14 protein-coding genes and 2 pseudogenes are annotated in these 20,563 nt (G+C 70.6%); 8 read left to right on the top strand and 8 right to left on the bottom strand.

Translation table 11 applies throughout. The annotated features are described in order from the left end of the window. The first annotated feature begins 74 nt into the window (after positions 1-74). The gene (locus VKA29_RS01100; protein WP_324783188.1) at positions 75-962 is read left to right on the top strand and encodes a cellulose-binding protein; all 888 of its coding nucleotides are present in this window, start codon (positions 75-77) and stop codon (positions 960-962) included. Positions 963-1,100: 138 nt separating this feature from the next. On the opposite strand, the gene VKA29_RS01095 is transcribed toward VKA29_RS01100, so the two are convergent. Next, positions 1,101-2,597 (bottom strand): MFS transporter, encoded by a 1,497-nt coding sequence (locus tag VKA29_RS01095; RefSeq protein WP_324783187.1) that lies wholly within the window; start codon positions 2,595-2,597, stop codon positions 1,101-1,103. Positions 2,598-3,021: 424 nt separating this feature from the next. On the opposite strand from VKA29_RS01095, the gene VKA29_RS01090 reads away from it, so the two are divergent. The 6 genes and pseudogenes from VKA29_RS01090 to VKA29_RS01065 all read left to right on the top strand — a co-directional run bounded on the left by VKA29_RS01090 (position 3,022) and on the right by VKA29_RS01065 (position 12,931). Beyond that, positions 3,022-3,810 carry an ABC transporter ATP-binding protein gene (locus VKA29_RS01090; RefSeq protein ID WP_324783186.1) on the top strand — a complete coding sequence of 263 codons (789 nt, stop codon included), beginning with the start codon at positions 3,022-3,024 and terminating at the stop codon, positions 3,808-3,810. Next, positions 3,807-6,386 (top strand): ABC transporter permease, encoded by a 2,580-nt coding sequence (locus VKA29_RS01085; protein WP_324783185.1) that lies wholly within the window; start codon positions 3,807-3,809, stop codon positions 6,384-6,386. Before VKA29_RS01090 ends, VKA29_RS01085 begins: the two co-directional genes overlap by 4 nt. Positions 6,387-6,739: 353 nt before the next feature. After that, a complete protein-coding gene (gene mfd, locus VKA29_RS01080; RefSeq protein ID WP_324783184.1) occupies positions 6,740-10,273 on the top strand; it encodes a transcription-repair coupling factor in 3,534 nt (1,177 codons plus the stop codon). A gap of 87 nt (positions 10,274-10,360) precedes the next feature. Further along, positions 10,361-10,819: pseudogene (locus tag VKA29_RS01075) on the top strand (HNH endonuclease family protein); the annotation flags it as partial. Positions 10,820-10,948: 129 nt separating this feature from the next. Beyond that, positions 10,949-11,737, top strand: coding sequence for an HNH endonuclease family protein (locus VKA29_RS01070; protein WP_324783565.1), 789 nt, complete (start codon positions 10,949-10,951; stop codon positions 11,735-11,737). 66 nt (positions 11,738-11,803) lie between these two features. Next, positions 11,804-12,931 carry a DUF6183 family protein gene (locus VKA29_RS01065; protein WP_324783183.1) on the top strand — a complete coding sequence of 376 codons (1,128 nt, stop codon included), beginning with the start codon at positions 11,804-11,806 and terminating at the stop codon, positions 12,929-12,931. Between the two features lie 34 nt (positions 12,932-12,965). Here VKA29_RS01065 and VKA29_RS01060 read toward each other — a convergent pair whose 3' ends face one another. The 4 genes from VKA29_RS01060 to VKA29_RS01045 are packed head-to-tail and all read right to left on the bottom strand — an operon-like array spanning position 12,966 to position 18,902. After that, positions 12,966-13,481, bottom strand: coding sequence for a hypothetical protein (locus VKA29_RS01060; RefSeq protein ID WP_324783182.1), 516 nt, complete (start codon positions 13,479-13,481; stop codon positions 12,966-12,968). Continuing rightward, positions 13,478-15,613 (bottom strand): hypothetical protein, encoded by a 2,136-nt coding sequence (locus VKA29_RS01055; RefSeq protein ID WP_324783181.1) that lies wholly within the window; start codon positions 15,611-15,613, stop codon positions 13,478-13,480. Before VKA29_RS01055 ends, VKA29_RS01060 begins: the two co-directional genes overlap by 4 nt. Further along, positions 15,610-17,421: a hypothetical protein gene (locus VKA29_RS01050; RefSeq protein WP_324783180.1), complete on the bottom strand. Its 1,812-nt coding sequence runs from the start codon at positions 17,419-17,421 to the stop codon at positions 15,610-15,612. Before VKA29_RS01050 ends, VKA29_RS01055 begins: the two co-directional genes overlap by 4 nt. Then, positions 17,418-18,902, bottom strand: coding sequence for a tyrosine-type recombinase/integrase (locus VKA29_RS01045; protein ID WP_324783179.1), 1,485 nt, complete (start codon positions 18,900-18,902; stop codon positions 17,418-17,420). The genes VKA29_RS01050 and VKA29_RS01045 overlap by 4 nt, the downstream gene beginning before the upstream one ends. Before the next feature lie 86 nt (positions 18,903-18,988). Here VKA29_RS01045 and VKA29_RS01040 point away from each other — a divergent pair. Further along, a pseudogene (locus tag VKA29_RS01040) lies at positions 18,989-19,252 on the top strand (HNH endonuclease family protein); the annotation flags it as partial. A gap of 34 nt (positions 19,253-19,286) precedes the next feature. Here VKA29_RS01040 and VKA29_RS01035 read toward each other — a convergent pair. The 3 genes from VKA29_RS01035 to VKA29_RS01025 all read right to left on the bottom strand — a co-directional run bounded on the left by VKA29_RS01035 (position 19,287) and on the right by VKA29_RS01025 (position 20,556). Beyond that, positions 19,287-20,015: an SDR family oxidoreductase gene (locus tag VKA29_RS01035; RefSeq protein WP_324783178.1), complete on the bottom strand. Its 729-nt coding sequence runs from the start codon at positions 20,013-20,015 to the stop codon at positions 19,287-19,289. Positions 20,016-20,076: 61 nt separating this feature from the next. Further along, positions 20,077-20,289: a DUF397 domain-containing protein gene (locus tag VKA29_RS01030; RefSeq protein WP_324783564.1), complete on the bottom strand. Its 213-nt coding sequence runs from the start codon at positions 20,287-20,289 to the stop codon at positions 20,077-20,079. 54 nt (positions 20,290-20,343) lie between these two features. Then, a complete protein-coding gene (locus VKA29_RS01025) occupies positions 20,344-20,556 on the bottom strand; it encodes a DUF397 domain-containing protein (protein WP_324783177.1) in 213 nt (70 codons plus the stop codon). Positions 20,557-20,563 lie beyond the last annotated feature (7 nt).

The raw sequence follows: 20,563 nt of genomic DNA, 5'->3' as shown, positions 1-20,563 counted from the left end.
AGCCCTTACGCCCGGTACATCAAGATGTGCGCGAATCATCATGCCGCATCCGTTCGGCGGAGAGGGGTTGCAGGATGAGCAGCGCACCGGTCTCGTTCCACGGGTTCGTGGCCGTACGGGGGCGCGGCTACCGTCCCGACCAGGTCGACGAGTACGCCGCCACTCTTTCCCGTGACCGGGACGCCGCCTGGGAGCGGGCCGCCCGTCTGACCGTGCTCGCCAAGGAGATGGAGGCGGAGGCGGCGCGGCTGCGGGAGACGGTGGCACAGCTCGCGCCGCAGACGTACGAGGCGCTCGGGGAGCGTGCGCGGCGCCTGTTCGAGCTCGGGCAGGAGGAGGCCACCGCGGTGCGGGAGGACGCGCGACGGGAGGCGCAGCGCCTGGTGGAGGAGGCGCAGGCGCGCGCGGACGGAGTGCGGGACGCCGCACAGGCGCACGCCGACGCGGTGCGCGCCGACGCCGAGGAACGCGCCCGGCTGTGCCTTCGGGCGGCGCGCGCCGAGGCCGACGAGATCCGGGTCGCCGCCCGGCAGGAGGTGAAGGAGAGCCGTGGCGAGGCGCTGGCCGCGCTGCGTGAGACGGGCCGGCGTGCCTCGGCGATGCTCGCCGAGCAGGCCGAGGAGAACGCCGAACGCCTGGTCCGCGCCGAGCGGGAGGAGGCAGCGCGGGTGGCAGCCCTGGAGGCGCGTGAGGCGGAGCGGGTGGCGGCGGCGCAGGCGGTGCTGTCCGAGGCGGAGCAGGCGCTCGCGGACGCGGAGGAGACCGCGGGCCGCTGCGAGGAGGAGGCGCACGCGCGGGCCGCCGAGATCATCGCCGAGGCGCGGGTGCACGAGGAGCGGATCGCCCGGGAGACGGAGCAGGTGCTGCGTGAGCACGGGGAGCGGTGGGACGACGTGCGGGCGCAGATGGATCACGTGCGGGCCAGTCTCACGGCGCTCACGGGGTCGGCGCCCGGGGAGTGATCCGTGAACGCCGGGGGAGTGATCGGTGCGTGCGCCGGGGGAGTGACTGCTGCGTGCGCCGGGGGAGTGACCGGCGGACCGGGGGCGCTTTCCAGGCATCGCGCGCCTCCCGAAGGCCGCCCGCCCCGCCCCCGCCTGTCAGTCCTTCAGGACCGGGAAGCGGCGCGGGGCCAGCAGGAGCAGGACCAGGAACGCCAGGGCGGCGGCGCAGGACGCGCCGAGGTACACCGCGTGCACCGCGTCGGCGACCGCCCGGCGGGTGGCCTCCGGCGCGGCCCCGGTGTCGAGGCCCCGCGTCACCGTGTCCAGGTCGCCCGCGCCGCCCAGGCGGGAGGCCAGCACCCCGTTGGCCACCGCGCCGAAGACGGACGCGCCGACGGTCTGGCCGGTCTGGCGGCAGAACAGCACCGAAGCCGTCGTGGTGCCGCGCTCGGACCAGACGACCGTCGACTGCACGCCCACGAGCAGCGGGAGCTGGAACAGGCCCAGCGCGGCGCCGAGCAGCAGCATCAGCAGCGTCGGCTGCCAGGCGGCGCCCGGACAGGGCAGGAACGGGAACGCGGACAGGATGGCGGCCGCCGCCCCGATGCCGAGCATCGCGGTGTTGCGGAAGCCGATGCGCCGGTAGACGTGCTGGCTCAGGGCCGCCGACACCGGCCAGCTCAGTGTCCACACCGACAGTACGAAGCCGGCGGTCACCGGGGCGAGCCCCAGGACCGCCTGGGCGTACGTCGGCAGGAACACCGTCGGCGCCACCATCAGCAGCCCCAGCGCGCCCAGCGCGAGGTTGACCGCGGCGATCGTGCGGCGGCGCCACACCCAGCCGGGGATGATCGGCTCGGCCGCCCGGCGCTCCACCCACACCACGAGCCCGGCCAGGGCGAGCCCCGCGGCGAACAGGGCGTACGACGGGCCCGACAGCCACGGCCAGGCCACCCCGCCCTGCACCAGCGCCGTCAGCAGCACGCCCCCGCAGGCGAACACCGCCAGCGCGCCCGCCCAGTCGACGCGGGCCCGCGCGGCGGTCGGCTCCCGTTGCGGCTCGTGCAGGTGCCGGGCGATCAGCCACAGCGCGACCGCGCCGATCGGGAGGTTGACGAGGAAGATCCAGCGCCAGTCGGCGTAGGCGGCCAGCACACCGCCCAGGGCGGGGCCGGCGACCGCGGACACCGCCCAGACGGTGGAGAGCCTGGCCTGGATCCTGGGGCGTTCCTGGAGCGGGTACAGGTCGGCGGCGAGCGTCTGCACCGTGCCCTGCAGGGCGCCGCCGCCGAGCCCCTGGACGATCCGGAAGGCGATCAGCGTGCCCATGTTCCAGGCCGCGGCGCACAGCAGCGAACCCAGCAGGAACACCGCCGCGCCCGCGACCAGCACCGGTTTCCGGCCGAAGGTGTCCGACAGCTTGCCGTAGACCGGCAGGGTCACCGTGACGGCCAGCAGGTAGCCCGAGAACAGCCAGGAGAAGACGGCGAAGCCGCCGAGGTCGCCGACGATCTGCGGGACGGCCGTGGAGACGATGGTGGAGTCCAGCGCCGGCAGCGCCATCGCGAGCATCAGGGCGGCGACGACGGCTCCGCGCCGGTCGGTCGTGGTGCGCGGTGTCGCCGCGCGTGCCGCCGGTCTCGTCCCGCCCACGCCGGTTCCCTCCCGCTGCGTCCGTCGTGCCCCGGACACTCTCCCACTTGATCCTCACGTCGCGGCAGGGGGCACTCTGAGCGGGCCGGGAGGCGGCAGGGCCGCCGAGGGTCCGCCGCCCGCCGCCCGACGGTCGTCCGCCCCGGGGAGGACGACCCCTAGGGGGAGATCCGTACTGAGGGTCGGGGAGCGGTCGTACCCCTGGAGGACGAGAGAGGGCCGGGTGCGTCCTTAACCTGGCTTTACGCCGCCGAGGGGTGGTCGGGAGGCCGTCGGGGGGCGGCCGGCCCGACCGGCGGGGTGGGGTTTTCCCCCCGCGCAAGACGGTGCCGGGCACCAGCGCGCGGGACCCCCTCGACGGACCAGACTCATCGGCGTACCGAGTTCGTGCGGTTCACCGAAACACCCACAGAGGAGACTCATCATGACTTCGGCCGTGACCATTCCCAGGCACGGGGGCACTGGAGGGCGTACGGCCGTTGCCGCGCGGGCGCGACAGGTCGTCAAGGCGTACGGGGCCGGGGAGACCCGTGTCGTCGCCCTCGACCACGTCGACGTGGACATCGCCCGCGGCCGGTTCACCGCGATCATGGGTCCCTCGGGGTCCGGCAAGTCCACGCTGATGCACTGCCTCGCCGGCCTGGACACGGTGACGAGCGGTCAGATCTACCTGGACGAGACCGAGATCACCGGTCTGAAGGACAAGAAGCTCACGCGGTTGCGCCGGGACCGGATCGGTTTCATCTTCCAGGCGTTCAACCTGCTGCCGACGCTGAACGCGCTGGAGAACATCACCCTGCCCATGGACATCGCCGGGCGGAAGCCGGACAAGGAGTGGCTGGCGCGGGTCGTGGACACCGTGGGACTGTCCGACCGGCTCAAGCACCGGCCCACCCAGCTCTCCGGCGGGCAGCAGCAGCGTGTCGCGGTGGCCCGCGCGCTGGCCGCGCGGCCCGAGATCATCTTCGGTGACGAGCCGACCGGCAACCTCGACTCGCGCGCCGGTGCGGAGGTGCTCGGCTTCCTGCGGCGCTCGGTGGACGAGCTGGGCCAGACCATCGTCATGGTGACCCACGACCCGGTGGCCGCCAGCTACGCGGACCGCGTGCTCTACCTCGCCGACGGCCGGATCGTCGACGAGATGCAGCGGCCGACCGCCGAGGCCGTGCTGGACCGCATGAAGGACTTCGACGCCCGGGGGCGCACGTCATGACCGTCCTGAGAACCTCGATGCGCAACTTCTTCGCGCACAAGGGGCGCATGGCCCTGTCGGCCGTGGCGGTCCTGCTGTCGGTGGCGTTCGTGTGCGGCACGCTCGTGTTCACCGACACGATGAACACGACGTTCGACAAGCTGTTCGCGGCGACTTCCTCCGACGTGACGGTCAGCGCCAAGGGCGCCTCCGACACCGGTGAGACCACCTCCGACAACGGCAAGCCGCCGGTCCTGCCTGCGTCCGTGGTGGGCAAGGTGCGTCAGGCGCGGGGCGTGAAGTCGGCCGAGGGGACGGTGTTCTCCACCTCCGTGACCGTCGTGGACGCGGACAAGGACAGCCTGTCGCCCAAGAACGGCGGGCCGACCATCGTCGGCAGCTGGAACGGCAACGACGCCCGCACCATGAAGATCACCTCGGGTGCCGCGCCGAAGGGCCCCGACCAGGTCATGGTCGACGCCGACACCGCCGACAAGCACCACCTGCGGCTCGGCGACGAACTCGGCGTGATCAGCGCGGTCGGCACGCACACCGCGAAGATCTCCGGCATCGCGACCTTCGAGGTCACCAACCCCGGCGCGGCGATCTTCTACCTCGACACCCGCACCGCGCAGCGGACGCTCGTCGGCGAGCCGGACGTCTACACGAACGTCAACGTCACGGCCGCGGCCGGCGTCAGCGACGCCCAGCTGAAGAAGAACGTCGTCTCCGCGCTCGGCGCCGGCTACCGGGTGCAGACCGCCAAGGAGACCGCCGACGCCAACCAGAAGGACGTCGAGGGCTTCCTGAGCGTGATGAAGTACGCGATGCTCGGCTTCGCCGGGATCGCCTTCGTCGTCGGCATCTTCCTGATCATCAACACCTTCTCGATGCTGGTCGCCCAGCGGACCAGGGAGATCGGCCTGATGCGGGCCATCGGTTCCTCCCGCAGGCAGGTCAACCGGTCGGTGCTGGCCGAGGCGCTGCTGCTCGGCGTCTTCGGTTCCGTCCTCGGCGTCGGCGCGGGCGTCGGCATCGCGGTCGGGCTGATGAAGCTGATGGGCCAGATGGGCATGCACCTGTCCACCGGCGACCTCACGATCGCCTGGACGACCCCGGTGGCCGGCGTGGTGCTGGGCGTCGTCGTCACCGTGCTGGCCGCCTACCTGCCCGCCCGCCGCGCCGGGAAGATCTCGCCGATGGCCGCGCTGCGCGACGCCGGCGCCCCCGCGGACGCCCGTGCGGGCCGCGTCCGGGCCGTGACCGGCGCGGTGCTCACCGGCGCCGGCGGCTGCTCCCTGTACCTCGCGGCGGCCGCCGACAAGGCCAAGGGCGGTTCGCTCTGGCTCGGCCTGGGCGTGCTGCTGTCGCTGATCGGCTTCGTCGTCGTCGGCCCGCTGCTGGCGGGCGGCCTGGTGCGGGTGCTGGGCGCGGTCGTCCTGCGGGTCTTCGGGCCGATCGGCCGCATGGCCGAGCGCAACGCCCTGCGCAACCCGCGGCGCACCGGCGCGACCGGCGCGGCGCTGATGATCGGCCTGGCGCTGGTGGCCTGCCTGTCGGTGGTCGGCTCGTCCATGGTGGCGTCGGCGACGGACCAGCTCGACAAGACCGTCGGCACGGACTTCATCGTGCAGTCCGACAGCGGGCAGCTGATCACCCCCGAGGCGGTGAAGGCGGTCAAGTCGGCGCCGGGCCTGGAGCGGGTCACCGAATACAAGATGACCGAGGCGGACTACACCACGCCGGACGGCAAGACGCTCAAGGACACCGACATCACGGCGGCCGACCCGTCGTACGCGACCGACCTGCGCACCAAGACCGTCGCCGGGAACCTGAAGGACGCCTACCTGCCGGACTCGATGTCGGTGCACGAGAAGTTCGCCGAGGCGCACGGCATCCACCTCGGGTCGAAGATCGGCGTGAAGTTCAAGGACGGCGGCACCGCCCGCCTGACCGTCCGCGCGATCACCAGCAGCGACGTCGTCATCGACGCCGGGGCCAAGTACATCTCCACCGCCACGCTCGCCAAGTACGTGCCGGCCGACAGGATGCCACTGGACCAGATGGTCTTCGCCTCCGCCGAGGACGGACGGCAGGACGCCGCGTACAAGTCGCTGAAGACGGCGCTGCACGACTACCCGCAGTACACCGTGCGCGACCAGACCGACTACAAGCAGGCGCTGAAGGACCAGATCGGCCAGCTGCTGAACATGATCTACGGCCTGCTGGCACTGGCGATCATCGTCGCGGTCCTCGGTGTGGTGAACACCCTGGCGCTGTCGGTGGTCGAGCGGACGCGGGAGATCGGCCTGATGCGGGCGATCGGACTGTCGCGGCGGCAGCTGCGCCGGATGATCCGCCTGGAGTCGGTGGTGATCGCCCTGTTCGGCGCCCTGCTGGGCCTGGGCCTGGGGATGGGCTGGGGCGCGACCGCGCAGAAGCTGCTCGCCCTGGAGGGCCTGAAGGTGCTCGACATCCCCTGGCCGACGATCATCGCGGTCTTCGTCGGCTCGGCCTTCGTGGGCCTGTTCGCGGCGCTGGTCCCGGCGTTCCGGGCGGGACGCATGAACGTCCTGAACGCGATCGCGACGGAGTAGCGCACCGCGCGAGGGGGCCACAGGAGCCGTGTCGCGCCACATGGGCCACATGGGCCACACGGGCCACACGGGCCACACGGGCAACCGGGGGCTCACGGGGGTTCAGCGGGACCGGCCCGGCGCCGAGAAGTCACGGGGGACTTCTCGGCGCCGGGCCGTTTCCGCGTCGCGGTCCGCATGCCGGGCCCCGGCCGTGCGCGCCGGGTTTTCCACAGGCCGGGTGCCGGGCGCGGGCCGGGGTTGTCCACAGGCAACGGCACCGCCGAGCGCACCGTCGTAGGCTGGAGACCCCCGGCCGGTCTCCGTGTCGGGCCCTTCGCGTTGCCCACCCCCCGGACGAAAGCCGCCTCCGAATGAGCCTGCACGGTCTGCTCGACGCCGTCGTCAAGGACACCGCCCTCGCGGAAGCGATTCAGGCGGCCCGCGACGGCAACCGCATGCACGTCGACCTGGTCGGCCCCCCGGCGGCCCGCCCGTTCTCGGTGGCCGCCCTGGCCCGGGAGTCCGGCCGGACCGTCCTGGCGGTCACGGCGACCGGGCGCGAGGCGGAGGACCTGGCCGCGGCCCTGCGCTCGCTGCTGCCGCCGGACGGCGTCGTGGAGTACCCCTCCTGGGAGACGCTGCCGCACGAGCGCCTCAGCCCCCGCAGCGACACCGTCGGCCGCCGCCTCGCCGTGCTGCGCCGACTGGTCCACCCCAGCGCCGACGACCCCGAGACCGGCCCCGTCTCGGTCGTCGTCGCGCCCGTCCGGTCCGTGCTCCAGCCGCAGGTCAAGGGGCTGGGGGACCTGGAGCCGGTGGCCCTGCGCTCCGGGCAGACCGCCGACCTGGACGAGATCGTGGAAGCCCTCGCCGCCGCCGCGTACGCGCGCGTGGAGCTCGTCGAGAAGCGCGGCGAGTTCGCCGTCCGCGGCGGCATCCTCGACGTGTTCCCGCCCACCGAGGAACACCCCCTGCGCGTCGAGTTCTGGGGCGACGACGTCGAGGAGATCCGCTACTTCAAGGTCGCCGACCAGCGCTCCCTGGAGGTCGCCGAGCACGGCCTGTGGGCGCCGCCGTGCCGCGAGCTGCTGCTGACGGACGACGTGCGCGCGCGGGCCCGCGCCCTCGCCGAGGAACATCCCGAGCTCGGCGAACTGCTCGGCAAGATCGCCGAGGGGATCGCCGTGGAGGGCATGGAGTCCCTCGCGCCGGTCCTGGTCGACGACATGGAGCTGCTGATCGACGTGCTGCCCGAGGGCGCCATGGCCGTCGTGTGCGATCCGGAGCGGGTACGCACGCGTGCCGCCGACCTCGTCGCGACCAGCCAGGAGTTCCTGCAGGCGTCCTGGGCCGCTACCGCCGGCGGAGGCGAGGCGCCCATCGACGTCGGCGCGGCTTCCCTGTGGTCCATCGCCGACGTGCGGGACCGGGCGCGCGAGCTGGAGATGATGTGGTGGTCGGTGTCGCCGTTCGCCGCCGACGACGCCCTGCAGGAGGCCGACACCCTCAAGCTCGGCATGCACGCCCCGGAGACCTACCGCGGCGACACCGCGAAGGCGCTCGCCGACACCAAGGGCTGGCTCGCCGACGGCTGGCGCGCGGTGTACGTCACCGAGGGCCACGGCCCGGCGTCCCGCACGGTCGAGGTGCTGGGCGGCGAGGGCATCGCGGCCCGGCTCGACACCGACCTCGGGACGCTGTCCCCGTCGGTGGTGCACGTGGCCTGCGGCGGCATCGACCACGGCTTCGTGGACCCGGCGCTGAGACTGGCCGTGCTCACCGAGACCGACCTGTCCGGGCAGAAGGCGTCCAGCCGCGACGGCGCCCGCATGCCGGCCCGCCGCCGCAAGACCATCGACCCGCTCACCCTGGAAGCGGGCGACTACATCGTCCACGAGCAGCACGGCGTGGGCCGCTACATCGAGATGGTGCAGCGCACCGTACAGGGCGCGACCCGCGAGTACCTGGTCGTCGAGTACGCCCCCGCCAAGCGCGGCCAGCCCGGCGACCGGCTGTACATCCCGACCGACCAGCTGGAGCAGATCACCAAGTACGTCGGCGGCGAGGCCCCCACCCTGCACCGGCTGGGCGGCGCCGACTGGACCAAGACCAAGGCGCGCGCGAAGAAGGCCGTCAAGGAGATCGCCGCCGACCTGATCAAGCTGTACAGCGCGCGGATGGCGGCGCCCGGTCACGCCTTCGGCTCGGACACGCCCTGGCAGCGCGAGCTGGAGGACGCCTTCCCCTACGCGGAGACGCCCGACCAGCTCACCACGATCGCCGAGGTCAAGGAGGACATGGAGAAGTCGGTCCCGATGGACCGCCTGATCTGCGGCGACGTCGGCTACGGCAAGACGGAGATCGCGGTGCGGGCCGCCTTCAAGGCGGTCCAGGACGGCAAGCAGGTCGCCGTCCTGGTCCCGACGACGCTGCTGGTGCAGCAGCACTTCGGCACGTTCAGCGAGCGCTACGCCCAGTTCCCGGTGAACGTCAGGGCGCTGTCCCGGTTCCAGACCGACTCCGAGGCCAAGGCGGTCCTGGAGGGCCTGCGCGAAGGCTCGGTGGACGTCGTCATCGGCACCCACCGCCTGTTCTCCTCCGAGACGAAGTTCAAGGACCTCGGCCTGGTCATCGTCGACGAGGAGCAGCGCTTCGGCGTCGAGCACAAGGAGCAGCTGAAGAAGCTCCGCGCGAACGTCGACGTGCTGACCATGTCCGCCACGCCCATTCCGCGCACCCTGGAGATGGCGGTGACCGGCATCCGCGAGATGTCGACGATCACCACGCCGCCGGAGGAGCGCCACCCGGTGCTCACCTTCGTCGGCCCCTACGAGGAGAGGCAGATCGGCGCGGCGATCCGCCGTGAGCTGCTGCGCGAGGGCCAGGTCTTCTACATCCACAACCGGGTCGAGTCCATCGACCGGGCCGCGGCCCGGCTGCGCGACATCGTGCCCGAGGCGCGCATCGCCACGGCGCACGGCCAGATGTCGGAGCAGACGCTGGAGCAGGTGGTGGTCGACTTCTGGGAGAAGAAGTACGACGTCCTGGTCTCCACGACGATCGTCGAGTCCGGTATCGACATCTCCAACGCCAACACCCTCATCGTCGAGCGCGGCGACAACTTCGGCCTCTCCCAGCTGCACCAGCTGCGCGGCCGGGTCGGCCGCGGCCGCGAACGCGGTTACGCCTACTTCCTGTACCCGCCGGAGAAGCCGCTGACGGAGACCGCCCACGAGCGGCTGGCGACCATCGCCCAGCACACCGAGATGGGCGCGGGCATGTACGTGGCGATGAAGGACCTGGAGATCCGCGGCGCCGGGAACCTGCTCGGCGGCGAGCAGTCCGGGCACATCGCGGGCGTCGGCTTCGACCTGTACGTGCGGATGGTCGGCGAGGCGGTCGCGGACTACCGGGCCTCCCTGGAGGGCGGTGTGGAGGAGGAGCCGCCGCTGGAGGTCAAGATCGAGCTGCCGGTCGACGCGCACGTCCCGCACGACTACGCCCCCGGCGAGCGCCTGCGCCTGCAGGCCTACCGCGCCATCGCCTCCGTCAACAGCGAGGCGGACATCAAGTCCGTCCGCGAGGAACTCGTCGACCGCTACGGCAAGTTGCCGGAACCGGTGGAGAACCTGCTGCTGGTGGCGGGCCTGCGCATGCTCGCCCGCGCCTGCGGCGTCGGCGAGATCGTGCTGCAGGGCAACAACATCCGCTTCGCGCCGGTGGAGTTGCGGGAGTCGCAGGAGCTGCGGCTCAAGCGCCTCTACCCCGGCACGGTCATCAAGCCGGCCGCGCACCAGATCCTGGTGCCGCGCCCGAAGACCGCGAAGGTGGGCGGCAAGCCCCTGGTCGGCCGCGATCTGCTCGGCTGGGTGGGCGAGTTCCTGACCTCGATCCTGGGGTCGTAGCGGTCCGAAGTACGGTGTGCGCACGGCCGTCCCCGGGAAGACGGCACCTGCGGGGGGCGGATCGTGTCGGCAAGGGGAGGACGCGCCGTGAGGCGTACGAGGGGCGGGAGCGCGGCCGCCGTAGCGCTGGTGTTCGCGGTGGCCGGATGCACGGAGCAGACCACGGGGTCCACGGGCCCCCAGGAGACCGGCGGGCATTCGGGCGCGGCCCTCACCGCCGCCGAGTCGCTGCCGGTGAAGGGCCGGGCGCCGAAGACGGGTTACGACCGGGACCGCTTCGGCACCGCCTGGGCGGACACCGACTCCAACGACTGCGACACCCGCGACGACATCCTCAAACGGGACCTGGAGGACGTGCGGTTCACCGACGGCGACTGCAAGGTGTCCTACGGCGTCCTCGACTCGGATCCCTACTCCGGCAAGCACGTCGTGTACCGGCGCGGCCGCAGCCAGGTCGACATCGACCACGTCGTCGCGCTCTCCGACGCCTGGCAGAAGGGCGCCAAGTACTGGAACGCCGGCAAGCGCATAGCCCTCGCCAACGACCTTATGTTGGCGGCGTAGATGTCTCACGGTGATGTGTCTCAGGAGCGGGGTATGCGTCCCGCCAAGCCGTGTCTCACGGGTGATGGGTTCCGGCTCGGTGGACGGACGGGCCGGTGGAAGGGCGGGGAGATGACAGGGCGCGCGAACCGGGCTGCTCGTGCGGTGGCGGCCGGCTGTGTGGCGCTGGTGCTCGGTGCGGGGCTGGAGGGATGCAAGGCGAGCGATCTGCCGGAGGCGAGGAGCTCGCCGAACGGCGGCTCAGCGACGTCAGCGTCGGCGGACAATCACGGGACCAGCCCTCTCGCAGACCCTGACGGAACGAGGCCTGGGCTGGCCGCGATCTCCTCCCAGAAGGACAAGGGCGCCGCGCGCGAACTGATCTCCAAGCTGGCCACCAAGGGGCGCGGCCCGAAGACGGGCTATGAGCGTGAGAAGTTCGGCTACGCGTGGATGGACACGGCGGACGGCGTGCCACTGGGGCACAACGGCTGTGACACCCGGAACGACGTGCTGAAACGCGATGGCCAGAAGGTCACCTTCCGGTCCGGGTCGGACTGTGTGGTCGTCTCGATGACCCTGTACGACCCGTACACCGGCAAGGACATCGCCTGGAAGAAGGCGAAGGCCACCGAGGTCCAGATAGATCACGTGGTGCCGTTGTCGTACGCCTGGCAGATGGGGGCTTCCCGCTGGAGCAAGGACAAGCGGGAGCAGTTGGCCAACGACGTGCTGAACCTTCTGCCGGTCTCGGGCTCTCTCAACGCCTCCAAGAGCGACTCCGGGCCCGCGTCCTGGCTGCCGCCGAATAGGGCGATCCGCTGCTCGTACGGGGTGCGGTTCGCGCAGGTCGCGCAAAAGTATGAGCTCCCGGTGACGACCCCGGACAAGGAAATGATGCTCAAGCAGTGCGGGGGCTGAGCAGGCTGCGATGACCTGTGGAAATGCCGTCGCTGTCGCACTGCGGGACGCATATGCTCCGTTACCGTGGCTGACCGCATACAGAAGATCGTGACGAAGCTGCCGGACCTGAAGAGCGTCACCGACGTATGGAAGACGGCTGACCGCAGTCTCGAACGGGGGGACGCTGCCTTCGTCGCAGATCTCGCTATCGCGCTCGCCGGAGCTTATGCAACCGACGCCGGGCGGACATGGCAGTACAGGAGCGTCTTCGACTACCTGCTCCGGCTACTTGCCACTACGCCTGGTCCCAACAACGTCGCCCAAGCACTGCGGCTGGTTTCTTCGACGGAGGCCGCTGACAGGAAGCTGGACTGCTATACCGCCTCCCTGCTGGCCTCCAGCCAACCGGCCGAGGAACTCGCAGTGGTCTTCAGCGGACACGCCACCGAGGAACTGCGTGCGTGTCTGGTACATGAACTGGTGCTCAGAGGTGTCGACGTCACGGAGTCGCCGGGAATCGCCGGGTGGGCGACGTCGCCGCACTGGAGACATCATCCGCTGGGACGGCTGCCGTTGGCGCTGTCGGAGGTGGAGGGCGAGCCGGATCTGCCGAGCTACAGCGCGCGCGGTGGCAGCCACTCGATGCCGTACGGCCCGCCGGCGAACCGTGAGGTGCGGAGTGATGCCCGGGCGCACGTGCCACCAGTCGAGGAGGCGACGACCGAAGCCTTTGCCAAGGGCACCAGTGCTGCTGTGACGAACTGGGCCGAGGAGTCGAACGGCCGGATCGAAGCACGCGTCTTCGATCTGGCAGCTCCTCTGGCGGCCGAGTCGGTACCGAGCATGCTGTTGGCACTCGGGCTGAAGTGCCTGGAAGGCGCGGGGACGAAGAAGACCGCCCTCTCGGTCGCGGCCTGCCCGCCGGAGCACGCATGGCGGGTTCTCTTCGCCGCCGCGTCCACGGGCGGCGCTTACAACTCCGGTGCCCGTGGTGCCTACGGCCGTCTGGCCGCGTGGCAGTCCATGGCCGGCCTCTCCGGTACCCAGGGCAGCCTTGCGGAAGAGGTTGAGGCGCGTGCACGGGCATGCGCTTGGTATGCCTTTGGCGCCGACACCAAGTGGTTCGAGCGTGTGGCCTGGGACATCGGCCTCGTCGCGGTCTCTCCCGAACGCCGACGGCTGGCGATGTTGGCCGCGACGGACACCGACTGAGCGCGGTCCTGAATGCTGCATGCGACTTGGGCCGTCAGCTGGAAGCCGGCTCCTGTGATCGCCTCAGTTGTTTGATCACGCCTTCTCGGCCCCCGTCGAGCTGGGCTTGAAGTCGCCGGGTGTCTGCCTCCAGCTCCGCGTTCCTGAGTGCCAGGACCTGGATCTGGTTCGCGTACGCCGCGACGGTGGCACGCAACTCCCGAATCTCGTCCGCCTTCTCCCGACGGAGTTCCCGCTTGGACTGTTTCAGGCGAGCGACTTCCTGCCTGAGCTCGTCGGACTCCGGGCGCCTGGCCTCGGGGGAGTCGAGGAGCCCCTTGATCACTGCCGCGACGGGAGAGCGGTAGTACGAGGCTCGGGAGACGCCGGCCTCGGCGCAGATGTTCACCGCCGAGGTCCGGCCGTCGGTGATCTCGGGGCGGCCGAGCATGAGTTGCTCGAAGGCGTGCATGATCTTGTGATCGATGTCGGTCAGGCCGGGATTCTCCCTGGCCAGGCGGGCGAAGGCAGTACGGACAGCCTGGAGGGTCTCGTCCATGGCGTCGGTCATCGTCGGGCGTCCTCGTGGTCGATTTCGCCGATCAGGCGGGTGAGCGTGGCCAGGTGCTCGGTGATGGCGAGCTGCTGGAGCCGTGGGAGGCCGGTGGCCTCGCCCAGTTCGGACTCGGCCATGTCATGCGCGCGCTCCAGGCGGGGCACGTGGACGGCGGAGCGGCGCGAGTTGGGGCAGCGCATGCACATGTCGAGCATGGGGACGGGGCGTCCCAGGGGCTTGGCGCGCTTGCGGCACACGGCCGTCTCCGCTTGGTAGAAGCAGTCGTTGAGTACGCCTGGGTGCAGGGTTTTCGTCAGGTGGAGCAGCAGTGTCCGGAGCCGGGAGGGGCTGGCCACGGCACCCGGCAGGTCGCCGAGTTCGCTGCGGATGCGGTCGAACTCGGCCTCGATGCGCTGGGCGGCGCCGCCTGCGGAGCGTCCGCCGTCGTTCCAGTCGTGGTAGAGGTCCTCGACGTAGTCGAGCTTGGCCACGGCCTCCTCGGCGGCGACCTCGTCGGCGAAGCCGGAGGCGGAAGTGCCCGCGTATCCCTCGAACATGGTGATCGCGGCGTGCTTGTACTGGCGGGCGCCCGCGACCACCCCGAAGGGCTGGTGAGCGATGTGCCAGGCGAGGGTACGCCGGAACTGCCTGGTGTCGAAGGCCCAGGGAAGCGCCGTGGGCGCTGGCGCGTCTTCCCCGACTACGTCTTCCTCGTCCGGGGAGTGCCCGTTCGGGGACGTCGTCGTCAGCGGGATGTAGAGCTCATCGGCCGTGCTGAAGAGCGCGTTGAGGTGGTTGCGGAAGGCTCGGATACGCCGGGGCACGTTGGTGAGGAGTACGTACCCGTTGCGACCGCCGCCGTCGTAGCCGAAGAGGTGGCCTGGATCGTCGTTGATCTCCCTGAGGACGGCGACGGCCTGGTGCACTACGTGGAGGACCACCCATTCGGCCTCGTCCCCGCTGAGCTTGCGGTCCTTCCCCTTGTAGACCCGGCCACGGAGTTTGTACCGGGGACGCCCGTCGGCCCCATTCTCGGTGGCGGCGCAGTCGCGGCCCAGCTCACGCACTTCCACGTCCCGCATCCCCGACAGATAGGCGATGACGATCCAGCACGCCGTACGCAGGAACGACAACTCGTTGGCCAACGTGAAAGGGCTGAGCCGCGAGCGCCACGGCCCGCCGGAGGCCGGCCACTCGGACATCGGGGTGTCCAGCCCACCCTCCTCATAGCCGATGTCCTCGCCGGCTTCGGCCATCAGCGATCGTAGATGTGCGGCGTTGCCGCAGCCGGTCAGGAGGGAGACGAGGCGGTGATTAGGGCTCTGCGGTACGCCTTCGACGGTGATGGCGTCGGGCACGGTGTGCGCGGTCTCGCGGGGGAGCGCGGGGATGCCCCGACCGGCCGCGCGGCGTCCGGCGATGAAGGCCATGACTCGTTCGCGCGCCTGACCAGCACCGAGATTCTGGCCCTTGCGTGCTGCTTCGAGCGCGGCGACCTCCCGCTGGGCGGCGAGGATGTTGCCGCTGGCCGTCTCCACGTAGAAGACCGCAGCCCGCAGCAGCGGCGCGAGGATCTCCTCGGGGATGCGCGGGGTGGTGTTCTCGCCCTTGGTCCGCTGCACCCCGGCGACGCTGTAGGCGCTGCGGCCGTGCCAGGGGAGGATGTCCAACCGGTCCTGGGACAGGAAAGGCCCGTGTGCCGCCAAGTGCTTGAGAAGCGTGATGTTACGGACAGCATTGCTCGGCATGGGCTTCCACCGCGACAGCACAGCGTCGAGGTGCCCGCGGCCAACGGTGGACAGCCGCGGGGCACCCGCCTCCCGCAGGTCCTTCAATACTGCGATGAAGACGCGCAGCTCTCCTGCCGCTGCCGTGGCTTTCATAGGGCCGAGGCCCAGCGAGCCCCGGTGGAGGCGGGAGGCGATGTACTCCTTCGCGGTGCGCCGTGTCACCGGATCGCGGATCTGCGTGAAGTCGAGCCGCCACGTACGCCAGGTGCGGGGCAGCACGCACCGCAGATCCCAGATGTCTTCGGCCAGGAGCGGGCCCCGGCTCGGCAGGTCCCGCGTGAGCCGCTCCGGGAGCACGTATTCCGAGGCCGAGGACAGGTCGTGATCACTGGTCCGCGGCCTGGGGACGGCAGTCATGCGATGACCTCCAGGAACGAGGGGGGCAGCAGCAGGCGATCGCCGTCGGCCTCGGCGATGGCCTGTGCGGTGGTGATCTGGCGTGTGCTGAAGCGGGCGCGGACACCGTGCACGACGCGGTCCCACGCGAGACCGAACCGCGCGGTCCACTCGGCGGCGGGGTACTCCTCGCGCTGTCGCTCCACGAAGTCCAGGAAGGACAGCAGGCTCGGCAAGTGGCGGCTGGTGAAAACCGCGTTCGGGCATTCCAGGCACCCCCAGGCCGGGACGGGGCAGGCCGCGCCGGGCTTGCGCGCGAACGGCGAGGCGAAGAAGTTGCGGCAGGAGGCGAGCCAGACGTCCTGCTCGCCGGAGAGCGCCGACTCGATCTCCCGCGCGGTCAGTGCGGCTGGGCCGTCGTCGAGCCGGGTGCCCTCGTCCGACAGCACCACAGGTGGGGCCAGTGCCGCGCCCAGTGCCTGCGCAAGGCCCGTCTCCACCGCCTGCTCGTGGGTCTCCTCGTGGGCGTCGATGTCCGCGTAGTGCTTCGCGGCGACCGGCCGGGTGTGGCCGGCGGCGAAGTCCTCAAGAACGCCGCCGCCCCGCAGGTACTGACGGGACTTGACGGTCTTGCGTACCCGCCGCAGGTCCAGGGCGACAGGCCCGCCGTTGCGGTCGGTGAGGCCGTCGAGCCCGCGCTCGGACATCCACTGCCGGGTCACGGCCGACCAGCTGTGAGGACCGTCGTCGAAGGGCGCACGAGCTCGTCCTTGTCCACCGACGTCGCACCACAGCGCATCGCTGCCGATCAGTTCGCGGGTGCGCTTCGTCAAACGCAGGGCCAGCCGGATCACGCCACCGGGGAAGCGCAGCGAACCCCCGTCGGCGACCCTGACCGTCTTGTGCGTGGCACCCGGGGCGCGCTTCTTGACGTAGGCGATGCTGACGTAGCCGCGTGCCGGACTCGCCAGGCAGTCGGAGCGCAGCTGCCGGATGCACTCGGGTTCCATGCCCGTCTGGCAGGCGAGCAGGAGCAGGAAAGGCACCAGGTCCCTTGCGGTGAGGTGGAGACGACCGTTGAGTTCCTCCCTTCCGCCCCAGGGGCGCAGGATTTTGTACGAGGCGTCGTCGGCGGTCAGCGGGCCGTGGTGTGCGATGTACCAGAGGACGTTCTCCAGCCGGTCCCACCCGTGTTGGTGCGGGTCGCGGCCCGTAGCCGCCAGCTTCTCGCCCTCCAGGATGCGGTCGCGGATGCGGGCGACGTCGTCCCGGGCGGCGGTCTCCAATGCGTCAAGCACGGGGAACGGATAGGCATCGAGCGGCTTCGACGCCCGATGGGCCGACGCCGACGTGAAGCCCAGGCGGGCGTGAAAGGCGGCCCCGAAGGCGTCAGGGTGCGCCTCGTGCACCAGCTTCAGCAGCCGCACGAGGTACGTCATGGTGAGGTACGGCTCCGTGCTCCTCTCTCCGTACTGAGCGATCAGACGCGTCTCGAACGCGTCCAGGAGATCGGGCCCCAGGTCGCTCAGACTCAGGTCGGCGGTGGAGTCCGGGAGGGCAGCGGCCGTGAACTCGACGAACTCCCGGATGCGTTTGACGACGTAGCGGACGCCACTGCGGTCACGTAGGGTGCCGGGAGCGCTGACGATTTCGGCGAGTGCGGCAGCGAGGGCCCGGGTGAGACGGGGACACGGGAGCTCTGACAGGTCGATACTTTCGGGACTCCCGTTGAGATCCACGGTGAAGATCACGGGGCCGATCGTCGGCACGGGGTCGGCCGCTGTGGGGGTCTCGACAGCGGCAGGGAAGCGGACGCGGCGCGAGCTCACCGAACCTCCTCTGCGTCCAAGCGGATCCGCTCGAAGGTGGCGGCCTGTTCGTCCCAGTCGCCGAGCGCCGCGAGCACGATCTCCTGGGCCTCGTCCAGGACGTCGAGGTATGTGTAGACGGTCGTCTCGTGGCGATGGCCGAGCAGAAGCTGGAGCTTGCGCAGAGGGTTGCCGATGAGCAGTCGTTTCACTTCCGCGTGGGTGAACCGGCGGTCCTCGCGCATGCCGAGTGGCCGGACGGTCTGTCGTAGCAGGAGGCCGAGCATGTGCACCGCGAACGTGTGCCGCAGGGTGTGCGGGTGTACGTCGAAGTCGAGCCCGAAGGCGGCACACCGCTCGTTTGCTCGCTGGAAGACCGACTGCCAGGTACTGCGCCGCAGCGGCAGCCCGTTCTCACCGAGCCACAGACACAGGGGGCCGACCACGCTTCCTCGGCCGTCGAGCTGGACGAGCCGTGCCCGGTCCGCTGCACCGATGCGCGAGTACGACCAGCTCGTCCCGTTCTCGACCACCAGCGCGTGCCGGCTCGCCCGGCGTACTGGCAGCCGCTCCGCAGCCGCTTCGTACACGCCTCGGACGCGTCGCCGCTGCACCAGCTCGTCACGCTCCATACCGACGTAGTGGTGCAGGTCGCGGGCCACCCGGGGGCGGACGTACACCGTGCGCGCCTTGCCGCGCTTGGCCACGGCGGCCGAGACGGTGATGTCACCGATCAGGCGTCTGCCGGTCATCGGTGGCAGCTCCGTCGTCAGCAGGCTCGCGGCCTCGCCCAGCCGCATGCCGGTGCAGACCAGGAGATCGGCGAAGAGAGCGTTGCGTTCGCCGTTGCGCCCGCGCCACCTGACATCTGGGGAGCCGTCCGGTAACAGCCCGCGCAGCCCGACGTCCCGCCAGAGCATGAAGTCCTCGTGCGACAGGAACCGGATCGGTTGCCGGGGCACCTCGGGCTCGGCGTTGGCGTTGACCCGTACGCGCTTCGGTCCCTGTGGCGACACCACGGTCTTGTCGACGTACCGGAACGGTTCGGCCGACAACAACTCTTCGTACAGCGACCACTGCACCCACTTGTCGAGTGCGGCGACGGAGCGGTTCCAGGTCGCCACCGAGATGCTGCCCTGTCCGTCGCCGTGCAGGCGTACGGCCTTGTAGGCGCGGAGGTCGGCACCGTCCGTGTCCCAGATGGACTTGCCGCCCCGGGACTCGTGGAGGAAGCGGCAGTAGAGCATGACGTCGGTGCTGTAGGCGATACGGCTGTTCTCCGATCGCACGCCCCAGTTCTCCAGGTCACGCAAGAAGCGGTTCAGGTGGTGGTCGTAGCCGCCGTCCGGCCCGAGGATGAAGGGTCTGCCCTCGTGGGCACCGGCCCGCCGAAGGACCGAGTGCCCGTCGAAGGGAAGTGAGTCGATGGCCGGCGCCCCGAGCGCCGTCCGGTGCAGCAGCACCGGCGTCTCGGAACCGGCATCCGTTTCTTCTGACGCCATCGCGTGCAAGCCACCCTCCCCGTGTGACACAAGCTGTACGCGCACATAACGGGGTGATCGGTGAGACGGTTACGGGTGCCGACATAAACGACCCCCTCAACCTCATGGCGGTCGACGCGAGCACCAACCGCGCCAAGAGCGACGGCGACACCGCGACCTGGCTGCCGCCCGACAAGGGCTATTGCTGCACGTACGTCGCCGCGCAGGTCGCCGTGAAGAAGAAGTACGAGTTGTGGGTCACCGCGGCCGAGAAGGCGGCGATGGAGAAGGTCCTCAGGACCTGCCCCGGCCAGAAACTGCCCTCCGGCGGCAACCCGACCGAGGCCCCGGCCCGCTTCCACGCGAACTGACACCCGCGCCGCACGCGGACGCTCCTGGAAGAGGTCAGACCTGCTCGAAGTGGAACGCCTTGATGAAGCAGTCGCGGGGCTGGGCGACGGCGAAGAGGACGCACTCCACGAGTGACTGCGCGGTGAGGGCGTCCTCTGCCCCGCGCGGTGTGGTCTCCCATTCCTCGGAGAGCGGGTCGGGGTTGCCGAAGTCGGGCGGGTAGAGGGAGATCACCCGGACTCCCCGTGGCCGCAGGCGCTTGGAGAGGATCTCGGCGAACCCTGCCTGGGCGCTCTTGGCCGCGTAGAAGGCGTCGTGCGCGTCCGAGCGGTGATGACCGGCCGTTGCGCAGGCGGAGACCATGTTCACCACGTCCGGCTTGTCCGAGTTGAGCAGGAGAGGAAGGAAGTTCTTCACGGTCAGGACGGTGCCGGTGGCGCCGGATGCGATGGTGTCGACGACGTCGGCGTCGGATGCGGACAGGAGGTCCGGTCCTTCGAGCCAGCGGGAGCCGTTGTTGACGAGCACGTCGACGTGGTCGGTGTGACGGGCAATGCCGGCGGCGAAGTCGCGGATCGATGCCGGGTCGGTCAGGTCGCAGGCGAAGGCGTGGACCCGCCGGTGGCCCCGGCCGAGGATCTCGTCGCGGACTCGTTCAGCGGCGGCGAGAGTGCGCGCGGAGAGGAAGACCTCGGCGCCGAGGTCCGCGAGACGGATGGCCAACGTGCGTCCGAAATCGCGGCCGGCGGCGGTGATGACCACGCGGTGCCCGTCGAATCTCATGGCGGCGCTCCTGACTCGGGGATCGAAGGCACCTGGGGTGCGGGCGAGATTCCGGCACCGCCTACCGGTGTGCGGGCGGTGTCGTCGTGCCGTCCGGCTTGAGGGCGGCGAGGAACGCGGTGAAGGCCGCGGTGGGGAAGGTGAGGGTGCGGTCGGCGGGGGACTTGGAGTCGCGTATCGCGACGTGGGTGGGGGAGTCGGCTGTCTCGACGCAGTTGTTGCCGTCGTCGGGGCCCGAGTAGGACGACTTCCGCCAGTTGTCGGGGGTGGTCACGGTGGGCTTCACCGATCCTTGGCCAGTATCCGGATGAAGTCTCGCGGTTCGCCCCTACCGGTGTGCGGGCGGTGTCGTAGAGCCGCCGGGCTTCAGTGCGGTGAGGAAGGCGGTGAAGGCCGCGGCCGGGAAGGTGAGGGTGCGGTCGGTGGGGGACTTGGAGTCGCGTATCGCGACGTGGGTGGGGGAGTCGGCTATCTCGACGCAGTCGTTGCCGTCGCCCTCCCCTGAGTAGGACGACTTGCGCCAGTTCTCGGGTGTGGTCATGAGGCGC

The organism is Streptomyces sp. H51, from assembly GCF_035656535.1.
Taxonomy (GTDB): Bacteria; Actinomycetota; Actinomycetes; order Streptomycetales; family Streptomycetaceae; genus Streptomyces.
Note: the sequence above shows the minus strand (reverse complement) of the source record. Positions and strands in the feature narration are given on the sequence as shown.